The 17,562-nt window shown below is 67.7% G+C and carries 21 protein-coding genes; 11 read left to right on the top strand and 10 right to left on the bottom strand.

Annotated features, from left to right (window positions below; translation table 11 throughout):
• The first annotated feature begins 44 nt into the window (after nt 1–44).
• Nucleotides 45–770 carry a hypothetical protein gene (locus V8686_RS11790; protein ID WP_379704368.1) on the top strand — a complete coding sequence of 242 codons (726 nt, stop codon included), beginning with the start codon at nt 45–47 and terminating at the stop codon, nt 768–770.
• Between the two features lie 43 nt (nt 771–813).
• Nucleotides 814–1,248, top strand: a complete 435-nt coding sequence (locus V8686_RS11785) for a hypothetical protein (RefSeq protein WP_379704366.1) — start codon at nt 814–816, stop codon at nt 1,246–1,248.
• Between the two features lie 529 nt (nt 1,249–1,777).
• On the opposite strand, the gene gatA is transcribed toward V8686_RS11785, so the two are convergent.
• Both gatA and gatC read right to left on the bottom strand, forming a co-directional pair.
• The gene (gene gatA / locus V8686_RS11780) at nt 1,778–3,049 is read right to left on the bottom strand and encodes an Asp-tRNA(Asn)/Glu-tRNA(Gln) amidotransferase subunit GatA (RefSeq protein WP_379704363.1); all 1,272 of its coding nucleotides are present in this window, start codon (nt 3,047–3,049) and stop codon (nt 1,778–1,780) included.
• Nucleotides 3,046–3,324 carry an Asp-tRNA(Asn)/Glu-tRNA(Gln) amidotransferase subunit GatC gene (gatC, locus tag V8686_RS11775; protein ID WP_379704361.1) on the bottom strand — a complete coding sequence of 93 codons (279 nt, stop codon included), beginning with the start codon at nt 3,322–3,324 and terminating at the stop codon, nt 3,046–3,048. The genes gatA and gatC overlap by 4 nt, the downstream gene beginning before the upstream one ends.
• Before the next feature lie 134 nt (nt 3,325–3,458).
• Between gatC and trpB the strand changes: the two genes are divergently transcribed.
• The 4 genes from trpB (at nt 3,459) to V8686_RS11755 (ending at nt 6,835) form a co-directional block, all read left to right on the top strand.
• A complete protein-coding gene (trpB, locus tag V8686_RS11770; protein WP_379704359.1) occupies nt 3,459–4,610 on the top strand; it encodes a tryptophan synthase subunit beta in 1,152 nt (383 codons plus the stop codon).
• Between the two features lie 391 nt (nt 4,611–5,001).
• The gene (locus V8686_RS11765) at nt 5,002–5,451 is read left to right on the top strand and encodes a GlcG/HbpS family heme-binding protein (protein ID WP_379704358.1); all 450 of its coding nucleotides are present in this window, start codon (nt 5,002–5,004) and stop codon (nt 5,449–5,451) included.
• Between the two features lie 5 nt (nt 5,452–5,456).
• On the top strand, nt 5,457–6,617 hold the full coding sequence (locus V8686_RS11760) for a glutathione-independent formaldehyde dehydrogenase (protein WP_379706550.1): 1,161 nt from the start codon (nt 5,457–5,459) through the stop codon (nt 6,615–6,617).
• 59 nt (nt 6,618–6,676) lie between these two features.
• The gene (locus V8686_RS11755; RefSeq protein ID WP_379704356.1) at nt 6,677–6,835 is read left to right on the top strand and encodes a hypothetical protein; all 159 of its coding nucleotides are present in this window, start codon (nt 6,677–6,679) and stop codon (nt 6,833–6,835) included.
• Here the strand turns inward: V8686_RS11755 and V8686_RS11750 are convergent.
• On the bottom strand, nt 6,832–7,956 hold the full coding sequence (locus V8686_RS11750; protein WP_379704354.1) for a CobW family GTP-binding protein: 1,125 nt from the start codon (nt 7,954–7,956) through the stop codon (nt 6,832–6,834). The genes V8686_RS11755 and V8686_RS11750 overlap by 4 nt on opposite strands.
• Before the next feature lie 163 nt (nt 7,957–8,119).
• On the opposite strand from V8686_RS11750, the gene V8686_RS11745 reads away from it, so the two are divergent.
• The gene (locus V8686_RS11745; protein WP_379704352.1) at nt 8,120–9,109 is read left to right on the top strand and encodes a transcription initiation factor IIB; all 990 of its coding nucleotides are present in this window, start codon (nt 8,120–8,122) and stop codon (nt 9,107–9,109) included.
• 25 nt (nt 9,110–9,134) lie between these two features.
• Here V8686_RS11745 and V8686_RS11740 read toward each other — a convergent pair whose 3' ends face one another.
• Nucleotides 9,135–9,281, bottom strand: a complete 147-nt coding sequence (locus V8686_RS11740) for a hypothetical protein (protein WP_379704350.1) — start codon at nt 9,279–9,281, stop codon at nt 9,135–9,137.
• 86 nt (nt 9,282–9,367) lie between these two features.
• Here V8686_RS11740 and V8686_RS11735 point away from each other — a divergent pair, with 86 nt between their 5' ends.
• The gene (locus V8686_RS11735) at nt 9,368–9,838 is read left to right on the top strand and encodes an NUDIX hydrolase (protein WP_379704349.1); all 471 of its coding nucleotides are present in this window, start codon (nt 9,368–9,370) and stop codon (nt 9,836–9,838) included.
• On the opposite strand, the gene V8686_RS11730 is transcribed toward V8686_RS11735, so the two are convergent.
• Nucleotides 9,835–10,926, bottom strand: a complete 1,092-nt coding sequence (locus V8686_RS11730; protein ID WP_379706547.1) for an asparagine synthase C-terminal domain-containing protein — start codon at nt 10,924–10,926, stop codon at nt 9,835–9,837. The genes V8686_RS11735 and V8686_RS11730 overlap by 4 nt on opposite strands.
• A complete protein-coding gene (locus V8686_RS11725; RefSeq protein WP_379704347.1) occupies nt 10,926–11,609 on the bottom strand; it encodes a PHP domain-containing protein in 684 nt (227 codons plus the stop codon). The genes V8686_RS11730 and V8686_RS11725 overlap by 1 nt, the downstream gene beginning before the upstream one ends.
• A gap of 127 nt (nt 11,610–11,736) precedes the next feature.
• On the opposite strand from V8686_RS11725, the gene purL reads away from it, so the two are divergent.
• Nucleotides 11,737–13,860 carry a phosphoribosylformylglycinamidine synthase subunit PurL gene (purL, locus tag V8686_RS11720; RefSeq protein ID WP_379704345.1) on the top strand — a complete coding sequence of 708 codons (2,124 nt, stop codon included), beginning with the start codon at nt 11,737–11,739 and terminating at the stop codon, nt 13,858–13,860.
• Here purL and V8686_RS11715 read toward each other — a convergent pair.
• A complete protein-coding gene (locus V8686_RS11715) occupies nt 13,857–14,018 on the bottom strand; it encodes a DUF7550 family protein (protein ID WP_379704343.1) in 162 nt (53 codons plus the stop codon). The genes purL and V8686_RS11715 overlap by 4 nt on opposite strands.
• Nucleotides 14,019–14,146: 128 nt before the next feature.
• Between V8686_RS11715 and hisF the strand changes: the two genes are divergently transcribed.
• A complete protein-coding gene (gene hisF / locus V8686_RS11710) occupies nt 14,147–14,962 on the top strand; it encodes an imidazole glycerol phosphate synthase subunit HisF (protein WP_379704341.1) in 816 nt (271 codons plus the stop codon).
• On the opposite strand, the gene V8686_RS11705 is transcribed toward hisF, so the two are convergent.
• From V8686_RS11705 to V8686_RS11695, 3 genes are all read right to left on the bottom strand, one after another.
• Nucleotides 14,959–15,243, bottom strand: coding sequence for a DNA-directed RNA polymerase subunit L (locus V8686_RS11705; RefSeq protein ID WP_379704340.1), 285 nt, complete (start codon nt 15,241–15,243; stop codon nt 14,959–14,961). The two genes, hisF and V8686_RS11705, sit on opposite strands and share 4 nt — an antisense overlap.
• 380 nt (nt 15,244–15,623) lie before the next feature.
• Nucleotides 15,624–16,250 carry a uracil-DNA glycosylase family protein gene (locus V8686_RS11700; protein ID WP_379704338.1) on the bottom strand — a complete coding sequence of 209 codons (627 nt, stop codon included), beginning with the start codon at nt 16,248–16,250 and terminating at the stop codon, nt 15,624–15,626.
• A gap of 30 nt (nt 16,251–16,280) precedes the next feature.
• Nucleotides 16,281–16,754, bottom strand: coding sequence for a DUF5793 family protein (locus V8686_RS11695; RefSeq protein ID WP_379704336.1), 474 nt, complete (start codon nt 16,752–16,754; stop codon nt 16,281–16,283).
• Nucleotides 16,755–16,881: 127 nt separating this feature from the next.
• Here V8686_RS11695 and V8686_RS11690 point away from each other — a divergent pair, with 127 nt between their 5' ends.
• A complete protein-coding gene (locus tag V8686_RS11690) occupies nt 16,882–17,385 on the top strand; it encodes a DUF7549 family protein (RefSeq protein WP_379704334.1) in 504 nt (167 codons plus the stop codon).
• Nucleotides 17,386–17,562 lie beyond the last annotated feature (177 nt).

The raw sequence follows: 17,562 nt of genomic DNA, 5'->3' as shown, positions 1-17,562 counted from the left end.
TTCCCTCGACGCTCCACCTCAGTTATCACCCGACACCAACACCAATGACAGACCAGACACGCTCGATTTCGAGACTCGCAGTCGCGCTGACGACGCTCGCCCTCCTGGGGACGATGGCGGCGGCAGGAGCTGCCTCGGCACAGAGCGACGGCCCGGCCGTCCGCGTCGTCGGCAACGCGGTGACCGTGGACGACACCACCACCGTCGGAGTCGTCCTCACGTCGGCCCCGAACGGACTCGCGGGGTACTACCTCGACGTGACCGTCGAGAACCCCGACGTTGCCCGAATTTCGGGGGCAAACTACCCCGACCGGTTCGGGCTTACCACCGACCCGGCGACCGGATCGGACGGCGCCACGGTCACCCTCGAAGCCGCCGACATGGAGGGGGCCATCGAACCCGGTGCGACCGGTGTGACGCTCGCGACGGTCGAACTAGCCGGCCGGGCACCCGGGACGACCGCCCTGACCGTCGACCCACGGCAGTTCGACGACGACGACGGCGGCACCGTCGATCCGAAGACGCGATCCGACACCGTGACGGTGACCGCCGGTGCCGGGTCGGCGACTATCGACGACGGTTCGGCTGGTGCGGCCACGGCCGCCGCCGCCGACGGCGAGTCCGGAACGGCGGCCAACGGCGACGTCGCGGGCGGCCGGAGCGACGCGGAGGCGGAGACGACGACCGGGTTCGGCCCGCTGCCCGTGACCCTCACGCTCGTCGCCATCGGTCTCGTGGCCCTCGTCGGCGTCCGTCGACGCCGGCACTGACGGGAAGCCCAGCACAACGAACGACCGACGATACCTATCGACGATGGCCAAGACAGACGACCGACGTCCCGACGATCCGACGGCGACAGACGAATCGATCCATCGAGAGTACGTCCTCGACGTGCGAATCGTCGAACGAGAGACCCCTGCGGGAGCCACCGTCTACCGGTTCGAGGGACCCCACCACGGGGGCGTCGAGTTCGACACCCCGGAATCGGCCGAACTCTACGCCGACGTGTACTTCGACGTCAACGGGTTCGACGAAGATGGCGTGGGCCCACGCGGGGTGCCACCGGCGATTATCCAGGCCGGTCGGGATACTCTCGTCGCGTACTTTCTGACCCAAGAGTACGCGGACGAACTGTGGCTCGCCTCCTACTACGGCGTGAAACCGGAGAAAGTCGACCGGTACGTGCGACGGGTCCGGAAACGAGCGGCGAAGATCCGAGAGGGTGCCGCGGACCGCGGCCTGACCTGACCGGTCGAATCCCCGACATCATCTCCGATATTTGCGCCGCCGTCGATCGGTTACAGAGTATCATCGATGAGAATTCAGACCGTAACGTTATGTAATCCCTCTCCCCCCTTGATGCTGGGCGCTCCGATCCGATGTCGGGCCGACCGTCCGTCGGCCGACGCTGGATACGACGCGGCTCCGGGGGGAACGCGTCGCCCGTCGGATCGGGACGCCCATCGCGTGTGACCCGTCGAGTCCCTCGACCGACTTACCGGTCGAGTCCGTCGGGAGTCGACCCGGTGACGACGAGGACCGGACCGTCCCTTAGCCGACCCACAGATCGAGAACGAACGTCGCCTCGGCGAGCGCCGACATCGTCGGCCGGTACTCTCCGTCGAGAGGTGTCTGCGCCGTCACGGACCATCGTCGGCATGAACGCATCGACCCGGCGTCGTCCGCGTCGATGCGCCCCTCCGTCACCGTCGCGCCGTCGTTGACGACCCGACAGGCGTGCCGGTCTACGAGGGAGGCCGGAAACGGATCCTCGCGGTCAGTTCTCGACGGCGCTGGCCGCCCGAATGATCGCTCGCTCGCCGAACGTCGGCCCGATCAACTGCAGGCCGACGGGGAGGCCGTCAGCCCGGCCGGCGGGCACGGAGATGGCGGGCAGGTTCGCCAGGTTGACCGGCACCGTGTTGGCGTCGGCGAGGTACATTTGGAGCGGGTCGTCCAGGCTCTCACCGAGTTCGAACGGCAGGACTGGCATCGTCGGCGACGCCAGCACGTCCGCCTCCGAGAGCGCCTCGTCGAAGTCCCGCTTGAGCCACGCGCGGGCGTCCTGGGCCTTCGCGTAGTACCTGTCGTGGTAGCCCGCGGAGAGGGCGTAAGTGCCGAGTAGGACGCGGCGTTTCACCTCGTCGCCGAAGCCGTCTTCGCGGACCTGGGCGAAGGACTCGTTCCAGTTGCCCTCGACGTCGGACTCGGGGCCGTACCGCACCCCGTCGAAGCGCGCGAGGTTCGACGACGCCTCGGACATGGCGATGACGTAGTAGGCCTGAACCGCGCGTTCGACCGAGGGGAGACTCACTTCGTGGGTCTCCGCACCCTGGGCTTCCAGGTCGTCGAGGGACGCACGGAACTGTTCGACGACGCGGTCGTCCGCCCCCTCGATCAGTTCCGTCGGGACGCCGATTGAGAGGCCGTCGACGTCGCCGTCGGCGGCGCTGGCGTAGTCGGCGTCGGCACCGGCTTCGCGCGTGGTCGCGTCGCGTTCGTCGGGGCCGGCGATGGCTTCGAGCACCTCGGCGGCACCCTCGACGGTGGGCGCCAGCGGGCCGATCTGTTCCAGTGAGTTGGCGTAGGCCACGAGGCCGTACCGGGAGACCAGTCCGTAGGTGGGTTTGATACCGACGACGCCACAGAACGCGGCGGGACAGCGGACCGACCCGCCGGTGTCGCTGCCGAGGGCGGCGTCCGCCTCGCCGGCGGCGACGGCCGCGGCGCTGCCGCCGGAGGAGCCACCGGGAACCCGGGACTCGTCGACGGGATTTTTCGTCGGGCCGAACGCCGACGTCTCGGTGGTGGTCCCCATCCCGAACTCGTCCATGTTCGTCTTGCCGACGAGCGTCGCACCTGCGGCCTTGAGGCGTTCGACCACCGTCGCGTCGTAGGGCGGGACGTAGTCGGCGAGCATCTCGGAGCCGCAGGTGGTGCGGACCCCCTCGGTCGAGATGTTGTCCTTGACGGCGACGGTGAGGCCCGAGAGCGGGCCGTCGTCGTCGCCCTGGATGGTCGTCTCCGTGATGAACGCGTCGACGCTCATGAGACGCTCGGCCCCTTGAAGTAGCCGTCCTCGCTATCGGGGGCGTTCCCCAACGCCTCGTCCTGGGAGAGTCCCTCGCGTACCTCGTCGGGGCGCATGACGTTCACCAGGTCCGCCTCGGCGTCCACTTCGGGCACGTCGTCGAGCGCGTCGAAGTAGGAGAGAATGTCGGCGAACTGCACGGCGAACTGATCCACCTCGTCCTCGTCCAGATCGATCCGAGCCAGATCCGCGACGTGGCGGACCTCCTCGGGATCGACGGGCGTCTCGCTCATGTGTGTGGGGACTTCCGGGCCGGCACTAAGGGTTTCGGTCCACCCGAATCGACCCCTCGGCCGACCGTCTGCGGGTCCCGCCGACCGGTGACGGCCAGTAGCGTTTATGTGCCCCCAGCGAGCATCCGACGCCTATGGCCGACGGTACCTTCGACGGCTACGGTGGTCGTCACGTCCCCGACGCGCTGGAAGCGCCGCTCGAACACCTCGCGAACGCTTACGACGAGGTGGCGAACACGGAGTCGTTCCAGACGGACCTGCGCGACCTTCTGGAGACGTTCGCCGGGCGACCCACCCCGCTGTACCACGCCCGCAACCTCAGTGAGCGCTACGGCGCCGACATCTACCTCAAGCGGGAGGACCTGCTCCACGGTGGCGCCCACAAAATCAACAACACGCTCGGTCAGGCCCTCCTCGCCGAACGAGCGGGCAAGGAGCGCCTCATCGCCGAGACCGGCGCGGGTCAGCACGGCACCGCGACGGCGATGGCCGGCGCGCTCCTCGGCCTCGACACCGAGATTTACATGGGCAAAAAGGACGTCGAGCGCCAGAAGATGAACGTCTTCCGGATGCGGCTGATGGGTGCGACGGTCAACGAGGTGACCCGCGGTGGGGCCGGCCTGGCCGACGCCGTCGACGCCGCCCTGGAGGACATGGCCGAGAACATCGAGGACACCCACTACCTCGTCGGAAGTGTCGTCGGTCCCGACCCGTTCCCGCGGATGGTCCGTGACTTCCAGTCGGTCATCGGCGAGGAGGCCCGCCAACAGATGCTCGACCGAACTGGCTCGCTCCCCGACGCGGCCGTCGCCTGTGTCGGCGGCGGATCGAACGCGATCGGTCTGTTCCACCCACTCCGCGAGGACGACGTCGCCTTCTACGGGGCCGAGGGCGGCGGCGAGGGTGAAGGCTCCGGACGCCACGCTGCCCCCCTCGCCGAGGGCGAAGACGAGGTCATCCACGGGATGAAAACGCGCGTGATCGATACGGAGACCGAGGTTCACTCCGTCTCTGCGGGACTCGACTACCCCGGCGTCGGCCCCGAACACGCCATGTTCCGCGCGGCTGGTCGCGCCGAGTACACCGCCGTCACCGACGACGAGGCGCTCGCCGCCTTCCGCGAACTCGCCGAGACGGAGGGAATCATCCCCGCCCTCGAATCGAGTCATGGCGTGGCGCTGGCGATCGAACTCGCCGAGCACGGCGAACACGACAGCATCCTCGTGAACCTCTCGGGTCGCGGTGACAAGGACATGGAGACGGCCGCCGAGCATTTCGACCTGTAGTTCGCCGACCGACCCCATTCTTCCCGGTGCCGCGTCGCTTCGAGTCCCGACGCCCGCCCGTGCCCGGCGGCGCCACACCACCCGTTCGGCCGCCAAAAGAAACAGAAATCCCGTTTGTTTAGGCTGCCCGAAAAACCCGGCGTTAGCGGCTCAATCCTCCGTCGCACTGCTGGACAATTTGTAAGATGTTTCGTTTACCTCGTTCTCGTCCGGATCGGACAGGAGAAACGCGATTCGATAGGTGAATCTGGTCGAATAACGTCTTAAGGCGCGTTCTAAGCCGAGTTAACAGCATTCATTACAGAGTACACTTCTCTCTTGTCGATGATCGTCACCCCGAACTGCGTAAAGGCGAATGTTTATCATTGTCGAGAGCGACTTTCCATCCGCAATGGTTCAATCTGTTACACTCGACACTGCAAAGGAGTTGATCGACGCGGCGGAGCGGAAGGCCGAGGAAATCGATAACCCGATGGTCATCGCCGTGACGAACAGCGAGGGCAACCTCGTCGCGCAACGTCGGATGGACGACGCGTGGCTCGCGTCCGTCTCGATATCGCGAAACAAGGCCTACACCTCGGCGGCGCTGGACATGCCGACCCACGAACTCGCCGAGCCGTCCGAACCCGGCAACTCGCTGTACGGCCTTCAGTCGACCGACGAGGGTCGGATGGTCATCTTCGGCGGGGGCTATCCGTTGCTGAACGAGGACGGGGACGTCGTCGGCGCCTTCGGCGTCTCCGGCGGCGCCGTCGAACAGGACATGGAAGTGGCGGAGGCGGGCGTCGCAAAGTGGGAGACGGTTCGTAGCGACGACCTCCAGCCGGAGGTGGCGGACTGATGTCGATGGACGCGGTCGTCTACAAGGGCCCCCACGAGGTCGCGGTCGAGCCGGTCGACGAGCCGGAGATCGAACACCCCAACGACGTCCTGATAGACATCACGACCTCGTGTATCTGTGGCTCGGACCTCCACATGTACGAGGGGCGGACGGCCGCGGAACCGGGGATCGTCTTCGGCCACGAGAACGTCGGCGTCGTCACCGATGTCGGCGAGGCGGTGTCGAGTCTCGAGGAGGGCGACCGCGTCGTCGCCCCGTTCAACGTCGCCTGTGGCTTCTGTGAGAACTGCGAGAACGGGAAGACGGGCTTCTGTACGAACGTCAACCCCGGCTTCGCCGGCGGCGCGTACGGCTACGTCGCCATGGGACCGTACACGGGCGGACAGGCCGAGAAGCTCCGCATCCCCTACGCCGACTTCAACGCGCTCCAGTTGCCGAAAGGCGACGAACACGAGGACGCGTTCGCACTCCTCGCGGACGTCTTCCCGACCGGCTGGCACGGGATCGAACTCGCGAACTTCGAACCCGGCGACTCCGTCGCCGTCTACGGCGCTGGCCCGGTCGGCCTGATGGCCGCCTACAGCGCGAAGATCCGGGGCGCCGCCGACATCTACGTCGTCGACCGTGTTCCGAGCCGGCTCGAACTCGCCGAGGAACACTGCGACGCGACGACTATCAACTTCGAGGAGGGCGACCCGGTCGAACAGATCAAGGCCGCCCACGGTGGCGGCGTCGACTGCGGCGTCGACGCGGTCGGCTACCAGGCCGTCGACACGGACAAGGAGGGCGACGGGTCCGCGTACGATCCGGCCCGCGAGAACCCCGCGGTCGTCATCAACAATCTCATCCGGACGGTCAAACCGACCGGCGAACTCGGTATCCCCGGGCTCTACGTGCCCGAGGACCCCGGCGCGCCGGACGAGATGGCCGCACAGGGCCGCATCGGCATCGACTTCGGCCTCCTCTTCGAGAAAGGGCAGGCCCTCGGTACCGGCCAGTGTAACGTCAAGGAGTACAACCGACAGCTCCGTGACCTCATCGTCGAGGGTCGGGCCGACCCGAGTTGGCTGGTCTCTCACCGGGTCGACCTCGACGAGGCCCCGGAGATGTACGAGGCCTTCGACAACCGGGAGGAGGGCGTGACGAAGGTGCTGCTGGAACCGTAACCGCACCCTCGACCGCCTGCCGCGACACGCCTATTACCACACCTCGAGTATCCGTTCACATGTGCCAGTACTGTAGCTACCGCCTCCACGACGGCTGGACGCAACTGCTCTCGTACGACGAGACGTACCGGACGGCGATGCAGGCCGACTCCGAGTCGACCTACGGCTTCCACGAGTCGTGGGACGACCTCCGCGAGGACGTCGGTCTCGGGGCTTAGGACTCCCGCGGGAAGGGATCGGTCTCTGCCGTCGCCCCGTCCGACTCGCTCGACAGACAGTCGTCGAGCGCCGCGGTTATCGCGTCGGCGTCGAGATCACGCCCGATGACGACGAGTCGCGTCGCGGGGTCGTCGTCGCCCCACTCGCCGATCGGTCCGGCCTGCACCGCCGGACCGGCCTGACTCACGCCGAGGACGGTCTCCGGTCGACTCGCCACCCACGCGAACCCCTTCAGACGGACGATGTCGCCCGTCCACTCGTCGAGCCAGTCGTCGAACCGCTCGGGGTCGAACGGCTGCGCCCGGCGATAGACGAACGACTCGACGCCGTGGGCGGCGGCCGCGCCTTCGGGACCGTGATCGTGATCGTGAGCGTGGTCGTGGTCGTGTCCGTCGGTCCCTTCGGCTGCGGCGAGTGCCCGTTTCCACCCCTGCCGGCGACGGGCCGCCTCGAAGTCGAACAGCCCCGTGTCGAGCACCGCCGACGGGTCGACCGCCGAGTAGGTCGTCCGGTGGATCGTCGCCCGGGGCTGGAGTTCCCGTATCGACGCCGCGACGGCGTCGAGCTCGTCGTCCGGGACCATATCGCATTTGTTCAACAGAAGGACGTCACAGAACTCGATCTGATCGACGAGGACCTCCGTCAGCGGTCGCTCGGGCGACGGCGCCGCGTCCGGGAGCGACGCAGCGGGATCGAACGCCTTCCAGAATCCGTAGGCGTCGATCACCGAGACGGTCGTATCGAGGCGGAATCGCTCGGGTGGACTGCTCCCGTCGGTCCCTTCGGTCAGGGTCCGCGCGATGGGGATTGGTTCGCTGATGCCGGAGGCCTCGACGACGAGGTAATCGAATGACCGCTCTTCGGCGAGGCGGTTCACTTCGGTCACGAGGTCGTCCTGCAGGCGACAGCAGATACAGCCGTTCGAGAGGTCGACGATGCCGTCCTCGGTGGCCCCGTCCAGCAGTTCGGCGTCGACGTTCACCTCGCCCATGTCGTTGACGACGACGGCGATGCGCCTGTCCCCGGGGTCGTTCAGCAACCGGTTGATCAGCGTCGTCTTGCCGGCCCCGAGCGGACCGCTGACGATAGTCATCGGAATCGTCTCGGAATCGTGAGTCATGACGAGACTACCGAAGGGAGGGACACTAATCAACCCAGTACAGTTCGGCCCGCCCCGCGACGTTCGACAGAGGGAACCGAACCGCGGACCAAAGTCCGTCACGTTTAAATATCTTCGCCCGGCTACCTTCTGTATAGAGCCGTTTTGCTCACGATAACAACCAATGACCGATAGCGTACGCGGTTACACGACCGAACGCGCACGCGCGCGCGAAAGCGAGGACGAGACGGAGAGTACCGACGGGGACAGCGAGCAGTTGCGCTGTCCGGAGTGTGGCGGCCAGCTCGCCACGGACACGGAACACGGCGAGACGGTGTGTGCCGACTGTGGGCTGGTGGTCGAGGAGGACGAAATCGACCACGGTCCCGAGTGGCGCGCCTTCGACTCCAAGGAAAAAGACCAGAAATCACGGGTCGGCGCACCGACGACCCAGATGATGCACGACAAGGGGCTGTCGACGAACATCGGTTGGCAGGACAAGGACGCCTACGGGAAGACCCTCTCCTCGCGCCAGCGGGAGAAGATGCAGCGGCTGCGCACCTGGAACGAGCGCTTCCGCACCCGCGACTCCAAGGAGCGCAACCTCAAGCAGGCACTCGGCGAAATCGACCGCATGGCCTCGGCGCTCGGCCTTCCCGAGAACGTCCGGGAGACGGCCAGCGTCATCTACCGACGCGCCCTCGCCGACGACCTACTCCCCGGCCGCTCCATCGAGGGCGTCGCCACCAGCGCGCTCTACGCCGCCGCGCGCCAGGCCGGCACTCCACGCTCGCTCGACGAAATCGCCACCGTCTCCCGCGTCGACAAGGACGAAATCGCCCGGACGTACCGGTACGTCGTCCGCGAACTGGGTCTCGAAATCCAGCCGGCCGACCCCGAGCAGTACGTCCCTCGCTTCGCTTCCGAACTCGACCTGTCCGACGAGTCGGAGCGTCGCGCCCGCGACCTGTTGAAAACGGCCAAGGATCAGGGCGTCCACAGCGGCAAGAGTCCGGTCGGCCTCGCGGCCGCCGCCATCTACGCCGCCGCCCTCCTCACCAACGAAAAGGTGACCCAGAGCGAAGTGAGCGAGGTGGCCAACATCAGCGAGGTCACCATCCGCAACCGGTATCACGAACTACTCGAAGCCGAAGAGCAGATTCAGGTCCCGTAGCAGCCCGTCTCCGGCGGGCGTCGCGTCACCGATACTCGACGGTGACGGACGCGTCGGCCGGTACCACGATGGTGTGTTCCTCACCCGACAGATCGATTTCGATGGTTCCGACGGCCGATTCGACGGGGACGGTGCGATTCAGGCGGTCGTCCTTGATCGTGACGTGACTCATGGAGGGCTGTCGGTTCCGCTTCTACCCCGTGTGTGAAAAATCTACACGTTCGGAAGGCCGATACGTCCCCCGGCCGTGTCATGCCCATGGAGACGACCCGACATGTCACCGCGTCGATATATCTCGTCGCGGACGGGGCGACGGCACTGCACGAGCACCCGGGACTCGGCCTGCGCCTGCCGCCCGGCGGCCACGTCGACCGGGGTGAACTCCCGCACGAGGCGGCGCTTCGCGAGGCCCGCGAGGAGACGGGGCTGGAGCCGACGCTGTTGGCCGACACCGCCGACGTCTCCTCGCCGACGGCACGGGCCATCCCTCGGCCCCGACATCTGATGCTGGCGGACGTGAACGTCTGCGACGGCGAAGTGGGCCACCAGCACGTCGACCACGTCTACTACGCGACGGTCGAGGGTCGGTCGGTCGACCCCGCACCGGGCGAACCGGGCCCCGAGACGTGGGCGTGGTACGATCCCGCGGACCTGCGCGGGGCGGACGTGGACCCGGACGTGCGTACACTCGGCCTGGAAGCCATCGAAGTGGCGTCGACGGCCGACTAGGCCCCGTCGACCAGCGACTCGACGTACTGGTCGACGTGTCGATCCATCCGGCGTTTGAACCCGGCCTGGCGGGCGAGACGGTCGAGTTCGCGCGACACCAGGCTTCCGTACTGGACGGCCTTCTTGTCGGCGGTGACCACGTCGTCGGGGAGCCACCCCTCGGCCGCCCGTCGGAGCGCGACCTTTCGCTCGTTGGACGTCGCGAGGAGGTGGTCCGGGAGCGGCAGCGCCGCCACGACGACGCGGTCGGTCAACAGCGGTGTCACGGGGGCGACCCCCGCGGCCCGGAGGGTGCGTGTATCGCGTTCTAGCTGTTCGGGTAGCGACCCGATCACTTCCCGGGTCGCACCGCGAACTGTCGTGGCGTCGACCCGGTCGTCGTCGGCCGGATCGACCACCTTCGCGTACCCGCCGAACAGTTCGTCGGCGCCCTGCCCGACGGCAAGACGGTCGAATCCGTCGGCGGCGACGCGTTCGGCGACGAGATACAGCGGCAGGGCGATGCTGACGGTCATCGCGTCGGTCCGTCCCGTCGCGGCGGCCACCTCCGGAACGGCGCGTTCGAGGGTGTCGTGGTCGAGTTCGACCACCCGGAGATCACGGTCCATCGCGGCGGCCGCGTCCCGCGCCGCGCCCACGTCGTGAGCGTCGGGGAAGCCGGCGACGTAACAGGGTGTGTCGGGAACGCCCGCGGCGACGAGTGCGGAGTCGACGCCGCCGGAGAACGCCACGGCCAGGTCCCTGTCGTCGACGGCGGTCACGGCGTCGCGGACGGCGCGTTCGACTGCGTCGCAGGCGGCCGCGTCGTCCGATTCGACGGGTGGATCGGGGAGCGACCAGACACGTCGGTCGACGAGTTCGCCGCCGCGTCGCTCTCGGACGTGCCCTGCGGGCACGGGCGTCGGCTCGGCATCCTCGACGTCGTCGGGCGAGAAGCCCCAGTCGTCCAGCGTCCCGAACAGCGGTTGCCGCCCGAGGACGTCGCGAACGAGTCGGCCGTCGAGGAGGCCGGCGAACCCGGCGGTCCCGGGGAGGGGGTCGCTCTCGTCCAGGGCGCGACGAACCGTCACGGAGTCGGCGCCGCGGATCACAGCAGGTCGCCGAGGGCCCGCATCATCCGGCGTTTCGCTCCGCCAGCGGCCTGTCGAAAACTGATGTGCCAGGGGGTTCGCCGCCCCACGACGCTCGTCCGGCCGGCGGCGATGGCCTCGAGGATAGCCGCCGCGGTCGGTTCGTCGGCGTCGACTTCGGTGATGGCCTGTCCCACCATCTCCGCGATGTGGGCGTCGCTTCCGGCGGTCATCGGGAGGTCGTGGGTCGCGGCGAAACGTTCGGCCTTGCGGTTGGCACGACCGGTCAGGAGCCGGGAGTTGTACACCTCGATGGCGTCCGCGCTCGCGAGCGCCGGGCCGGTGACGTGTGGTGCGACGCCGTGGCGCGAGGCCTGGAACGGGTGGGGGACGACGGCGATGCCGCCCTGGTCGTGGATGCGGTCGAGGGTCGCCTCGAAGGGGAGTCCGGCGGGAATCGCTTCACGGATGCCGAACGCGAGGACGTGGCCGGCGGCGGAGGTAATCTCCATGCCGGGGATGCCGATGAGGCCGTAGCAAGGGGCCTTCTCGACGGCGTCAAGGCTCGCGTCGATTTCGTCGTGGTCGGTGACGGCGAGGGCGTCGAGACCGACCGACTGGGCCTGTTCGAGCAGGTGGTCGACCGGGTCCCGGCCGTCGTGCGACAGCGACGAGTGCGTGTGCAACTCGACCGATAACACGACCGTACGGTGGGGTGTGGTCAGTAAAAAACGCGCCGATCCGCGCTCTGCGGTGGGTGAACGGGACGGATCGGGACGTGGCGCACATGGAAAGACATTACCCCCAAAGCGCGAAAGGTGGAGGTGAATGAGCCTGTCCGATCCGGATCACGACCTCGTCGCCGCCGAACTCGGGCGGGACCCCACGCCCGCCGAGGTGGCGCTCTTCGAGAACCTCTGGAGCGAGCACTGCGCCTACCGGTCGTCCCGTCCGTTGCTGTCCGCGTTCGACAGCGAAGCCGACCAGGTCGTCGTCGGTCCCGGCGACGACGCCGCGGTCGTCTCCGTGCCCACCCACGCCGACGACGGCGAGGAGACGTACGTCGCCATGGGGATCGAGAGCCACAACCACCCCTCCTACGTCGACCCGTACGACGGCGCGGCGACGGGCGTCGGCGGCATCGTCCGCGACATTCTCTCGATGGGCGCGTACCCCATCGCGTTGACCGACTCGCTGTACTTCGGCGGCTTCGACCGCGAGCACTCCCGGTACCTCTTCGAAGGCGTCGTGGAGGGCATCGCCGACTACGGCAACGCCATCGGCGTCCCGACGGTCGGCGGCAGCGTCGAGTTCCACGACGGCTACGAGGGTAACCCGCTGGTCAACGTCGCCTGCGTCGGTCTGGTGACCGAGGACCGCCTCGTCACCGCGGAGGCGAAGACGCCGGGCAACAAACTGGTGCTCGTCGGCAACGCCACCGGTCGGGACGGCCTCGGCGGCGCGTCCTTCGCCAGCGAAGACCTGAGCGAAGACGCGGAGACCGAGGACCGGCCGGCGGTACAGGTGGGTGACCCCTACACGGAGAAACTCCTGATCGAGGCCAACGAGGCACTGATCGACGAGGACCTGATCCGGGCGGCCCGCGACCTGGGGGCCGCCGGACTCGGCGGCGCCTCCAGCGAACTCGTCGCCAAGGGTGGACTGGGCGCCGAAATCGAACTCGACCGCGTCCACCAGCGGGAGCCCAACATGTCCGCACTGGAGATCCTGCTCGCCGAATCACAGGAGCGCATGTGTTACGAGGTGCGGCCCGAGGACGTCGACCGCGTCGCGGAGATCGCCGACCGCTACGACCTCGGCTGCTCGGTCATCGGCGAGGTTCGCGAGGGCAACTACGTCTGTACGTTCGAGGGGGAGACGGTCGTCGACGTCCCCGCGGAGTTCCTCGCCGACGGCGCGCCGATGAACGACCTGCCGATGGAGTCGTCGACGGGGGCGGAGCGTGACCGCCCGGACCCGGACCTCGAAGACGCCTTCGACGCGGTGGTCGCCAGTCCCAACACCGCGAGCAAGGCGTGGGTGTACCGCCAGTACGACCACGAGGTCGGGACGCGGACGGCCCGCCGACCGGGCGACGACGCCGCGATCATGGCCATCCGCGAGGCCGGGACCGGACTGGCGCTCTCGGCCGGGGCGATTCCGTCGTGGACGAGCGCCGCACCCTACGATGGCGCCCGCGCGGTCGCGCTGGAGAACGCGACCAACATCGCGGCAAAGGGCGCGACTCCCCACGCCGCGGTCGACTGTCTCAACGGCGGCAACCCCGAGAACCCCGACGTGTACGGCGGCTTCGGCGCCATCGTCGGCGGTCTCGCCGACATGTGCCGCGACCTCTCGGTCCCGGTCGTCGGCGGCAACGTCTCCCTGTACAACGACTCCGTGGCCGGCCCCATCCCGCCGACGCCGACGCTGGCGATGATCGGGGTGCGGGACGGCTACGACGCGCCGCCGATGGGCGTCACGGGGACGGGCACGCTCCTCGAAGTCGGCACGGCCGGCGGCGCCCTCGGTGGCTCGGAGTACCTCGCGCAGGTCGGGGGGAGCGACCGCTTCCCGGACCTTCCGGCGGACGCCGCGACGGCCATCGACGCCGTCGAGCGGATTGCGACCCTGGACTCGACGCTCGCGACCCACGACGTGAGCCACGGCGGCCTGGCGGTGACACTCGCCGAGATGGTGACGGCCGAGACGGGCATCAGCGCCGCCGTCGACGACGTCGAAGCCCTCTTCGACGAGACGCCCGGTCGGATCGTCGTCGAGACGACCGACGTCGAGGCGGTGGAGGCGGCGGCGGGTGATTTGCCGGTGCGTGACCTGGGTGCGGCGACGACCGATGCGCGACTGACGCTATCGGTCGGTGACGAGCGACTGGAACGGACGGCGGGGACCATCGCCGGCCTCCGTGACGTGATCGAACGGGAACTCGATTAGGCCAACACCAGCGGCAGACCGAACGTCACCGCGAGGCCGATCAGGAGGACGACGAAGCCCACGCCGGCCTGCCCGGTCGAGAAGTCCTGCATCGGAGAGGTGATGCGGCCCTCGTCGTCGCTGTGCGAGTGGTGGTCGTGGTCCGAGTGGTCGTCCATACTCGGTGGTGACGAGCGGCGATACAAAAAGACACCTGAACGGCGCGGGACGGGACGAACCGACCGGGAGAACGCGGGTCGCCGCACCGGGCGTCTTTTGACCGGCCCCGTCGTATCGCCCGACACGGATGGCCGTAACCAAGCGCATCATTCCCTGTATCGACGTGGACCTCGACGAGGACGGCAACCCCGCAGTGTACACCGGCGTCAACTTCGAGGATCTGGCCTATACGGGCGACCCCGTCGAGATGGCCCGCGAGTACAACGAGGCGGGCGCCGACGAGTTCGTCTTTCTCGACATCACCGCCAGCGCCGAGGGCCGGGAGACGATGCTCCACGTCGTCGAACAGATTGCCGACGAGGTGTTCATCCCCCTGACCGTCGGCGGCGGCATCCGAACCCGCGAGGACGTCAAGGAGACGCTCCGCGCCGGCGCGGACAAGGTGTCGATCAACACCGCCGCTATCGAGAACCCGGATCTGGTCGACGCCGGTGCCGCCGCTTTCGGCAGTCAGTGCATCGTCATCAGTGTCGACGCCCGGCGGCGCTACGACGAGCAGGGCGAACACTACGAGCAGGTAGACGGCGAGTCCTGCTGGTTCGAGTGTACGATCAAAGGGGGTCGCGAGGGGACGGGCGTCGACGTGGTGGAGTGGGCGCGCGAGGTCGAATCCCGGGGTGCGGGCGAACTATTCGTCAACTCCATCGACGCCGACGGCACCAAGGACGGCTACGACATCCCGCTGACGCGGGCGGTCTGTGAGAACGTCTCGACGCCCGTCATCGCCTCGTCGGGATGCGGCGGCCCGGAAGATGCCTACGAGGTGTTCACGGAGGCTGGCGCCGACGCGGCGCTCGCGGCCTCGATTTTCCACTTCGACGAACACTCGATCCGCGAGGTCAAAGAGTACCTCGACGAACGGGGCATCCCCGTCCGGCTTTAAGCTGCCGCGTCGAACGCGGTCACGAAGTCGTCGGCGAGGTCCTGCACCCGGCGGGAGGCGTCGCCCACGGCGTCGAGGGGGTCCGTGTCGTCGTCGGTCTTGATCGAGAGGATCGGCTCGGTCTGGCCGCCGGACTGTTCGGGGTTCATGTCGTACGTGGCGGCCACGACGCCCGCCGTCTCCAGCAGCGCCCCTTTGAGGACGTTCATGAACGTGTGATCCTCGTCCGCGATCTCCATGCGAAGTTCCTCGTCGGTTTTCTCGATGACCCGCAGTTCCATACCCATCGCTACCGGTGGTTCGCGTTTCAAGGTTTCGTATACGTACGCCGAATAATTGCTCTCCGGACGAGCGGGCGACGCCGGATGGCGTCCCCCGCACGGAGAACGTACGGGACCACACATGGTGGTCGTCCGACTGACCAAGCCACTGCGAGGAGCACCTGACTCGCAATGTGCTTTGCGATACGTGACGCGTCGGGCCGAAGGCCGTTCGCGTCGGTTGCTAGATTTACGTATGTGCTAAAAAAGGTGTTGGCTAGCCCAATATATTCCAATAATGCGTGAAGATGTATCCATGTGGTCGTTGTTAGGTGCTCATACGGGCTAAATCCACCAACGATAGTCTGACGGTCGGGGCGGAGGTGGACGTTCGGCCACCGTCACCGGACGAAATACGGCTCGTTGCCGGCGACGAAGCGCCCGAGGTCGCTCTCTCGGCGGTAGTCGGTCGCGCGGAGGCGGTCGATGGCCTCGACCAGCCGGCCGGCGTCGTCGGACTCCCACGCCGCTGGCTCCTTGACCGGCATGACCAGCCACCCGCTCCCGAGAAGTTCCGTCGCGTGGAGCGTCCCCGGATCCAGGTCGTCGGTGTCGTGGGCGGTGCAGGTTTCGAGGACGTGTCGGATCGCCCGTTCGCCGACCGGTAGGAGGACGTGCGCGGCGATAGCCCGGAGTTCGGCGTCGAAGAAGGGCTCCATCGCGGCGTAGTCGTCGCTGGTCGGCGTCCCGTCGGGGACGCAGGTGTGGAGATACGACAGGTACGTGTTTTCGACGACGGGGTCGTCGCCGGTCGACCGGAGCAGGCCGGCGTCGTGGAGCGCTCGCTGGAGGCGTCGGCCCGCGGCCGTGCCGGTGAAGGGGACGCCCGTCTCCACGCCGCCGTGGACGCCGGGATGGTCGCCGATAACGTGGAAGTGGGCGTTGACGTCGCCGTACCCCGGAACGAACCGCTCACAGGGTGGGTCCATGCCGAACGGGTTGCTGACGCGGTCGGTGACGTTTCGCACGGGTACCGCTACGCACCCAGAAACCTAAATCTACAGTTCGACGCCGGAGGGGATGAGACTCTTGGACCGGAGGAGGCTCCCGTTTGCGTCGTAGACGAGGAAGGTACTCTTCGAGTAGGTGGCGAGCGGTTCGCCGTCGATCCGGAGAACGACGCTGTAGCGGCCGCCGTCGGCGTCGATGGACTGTCCGTACTCGCGGGCGGCGCGGACGAACCGCAACACGTCGTCGGCCTTCTCGTTGAGTTCGAGGAGGAAGTCGCCGGTGATGCGGTCGGTGACGCCGACGACACCCGTCGCGTCGGGTGTATCGAGGGAGTCCTGAAGACGGAAGGTGACGTCCGTCTCGCCGGCCTCCAGCAGTTCCCCGTCGGCGTCGGTCAACCGGTCCGTCAGCGCTTCCGCTGGCCCGTGAAAGTCGATAACCACACGGGGTTCGGCCGGTTGCTCCCCCGTCTCCACCCAGTCGACGTTGTGTGCTTCCAACTCGAAGTGGTCGCGCCTCATTCCGTACACCGACCTTCGGGTTCAGACGGTATGAACGTAACGCCCCGTGATTGGCGGTGGATCCGGTCGACGGCCGTGGTCCGGTCGTCCCGCGGGGTTTATTCGTCGCCTCCTCGTCGGCGGGGGTATGTGGGTCCGGTCGGAGTACGCCGGTGAACTGGCGGTCCTGACGACGTGGCTCTCGGCGCTGATCCCGTGGAACGTGACGTTCGTCTCCGGGGTCGCGGGCGGGTCGCTCCTGTTCGTCCGCTTTCCCCTCCTCCAGGTTCGGTACAGTTTCGGCGTCCCCCTCGCCGCTGGCATCACCGTCGCCGATCCGCTCTCCGCGGCCGCCTTCCAGCGCGGACAGGCGCTCGAACTCGCCTACCAGGTGTGGGCGTTCGGCGCCGCCGTCTTCGCCGCGGCGCTCGTCGTCTCCGTCGTCTACTATCGGCGCGAATCGTGGGCCGAATCGTGGCCAGTCGACCCCGTGCGCCTCCTCGGGGCGCTTCTCCTCGGGGCGGGACTCGTCTTCGCGGGGGCGACGTATCTCCTCCTCTCGCGCGGGTTCCCGGGACTGCCCGTCCCCCTCGGCGTCGTCTTCTTCGTCCTGTTCGGGGGCGTCCTCCTGACGGTGGATCGGACGGACTGACCGCGGACACAAAATATAAACGACGTGGCCATCCTTATTCGAACGTGACACCGCCACGCGTCGTCGCCGGATCGACCGCTCGGTCGGCAGCGACGGGTGGGCTCGCGGCTCTTCTGAAAAAACGCGGTCGGTAGCACCGCTCGCGGCGGGCGTGGCGCCCCCGTCCCGGGTGACCGC

Source organism: Haloplanus litoreus, assembly GCF_045690335.1.
GTDB classification, from domain to species: Archaea; Halobacteriota; Halobacteria; order Halobacteriales; family Haloferacaceae; genus Haloplanus; species Haloplanus litoreus.
Note: the sequence above shows the minus strand (reverse complement) of the source record. Positions and strands in the feature narration are given on the sequence as shown.

Bases quoted from the DNA above. Each gene is read 5' to 3' on its own strand.
- V8686_RS11705 (WP_379704340.1), bottom strand. From the start codon at position 15,243: ATGGAACTGCGGGTCATCGAGAAAACCGACGAGGAACTTCGCATGGAG.
- gatA (WP_379704363.1), bottom strand. From the start codon at position 3,049: ATGAGCGTCGACGCGTTCATCACGGAGACGACCATCCAGGGCGACGAC.
- V8686_RS11745 (WP_379704352.1), top strand. From the start codon at position 8,120: ATGACCGATAGCGTACGCGGTTACACGACCGAACGCGCACGCGCGCGC.
- V8686_RS11765 (WP_379704358.1), top strand. From the start codon at position 5,002: ATGGTTCAATCTGTTACACTCGACACTGCAAAGGAGTTGATCGACGCG.
- purL (WP_379704345.1), top strand. From the start codon at position 11,737: ATGAGCCTGTCCGATCCGGATCACGACCTCGTCGCCGCCGAACTCGGG.
- V8686_RS11750 (WP_379704354.1), bottom strand. From the start codon at position 7,956: ATGACTCACGATTCCGAGACGATTCCGATGACTATCGTCAGCGGTCCG.
- V8686_RS11715 (WP_379704343.1), bottom strand. From the start codon at position 14,018: ATGGACGACCACTCGGACCACGACCACCACTCGCACAGCGACGACGAG.
- V8686_RS11735 (WP_379704349.1), top strand. From the start codon at position 9,368: ATGGAGACGACCCGACATGTCACCGCGTCGATATATCTCGTCGCGGAC.
- hisF (WP_379704341.1), top strand. From the start codon at position 14,147: ATGGCCGTAACCAAGCGCATCATTCCCTGTATCGACGTGGACCTCGAC.
- V8686_RS11695 (WP_379704336.1), bottom strand. From the start codon at position 16,754: ATGAGGCGCGACCACTTCGAGTTGGAAGCACACAACGTCGACTGGGTG.
- gatC (WP_379704361.1), bottom strand. From the start codon at position 3,324: ATGAGCGAGACGCCCGTCGATCCCGAGGAGGTCCGCCACGTCGCGGAT.
- trpB (WP_379704359.1), top strand. From the start codon at position 3,459: ATGGCCGACGGTACCTTCGACGGCTACGGTGGTCGTCACGTCCCCGAC.
- V8686_RS11790 (WP_379704368.1), top strand. From the start codon at position 45: ATGACAGACCAGACACGCTCGATTTCGAGACTCGCAGTCGCGCTGACG.
- V8686_RS11785 (WP_379704366.1), top strand. From the start codon at position 814: ATGGCCAAGACAGACGACCGACGTCCCGACGATCCGACGGCGACAGAC.
- V8686_RS11690 (WP_379704334.1), top strand. From the start codon at position 16,882: ATGTGGGTCCGGTCGGAGTACGCCGGTGAACTGGCGGTCCTGACGACG.
- V8686_RS11755 (WP_379704356.1), top strand. From the start codon at position 6,677: ATGTGCCAGTACTGTAGCTACCGCCTCCACGACGGCTGGACGCAACTG.
- V8686_RS11760 (WP_379706550.1), top strand. From the start codon at position 5,457: ATGGACGCGGTCGTCTACAAGGGCCCCCACGAGGTCGCGGTCGAGCCG.
- V8686_RS11740 (WP_379704350.1), bottom strand. From the start codon at position 9,281: ATGAGTCACGTCACGATCAAGGACGACCGCCTGAATCGCACCGTCCCC.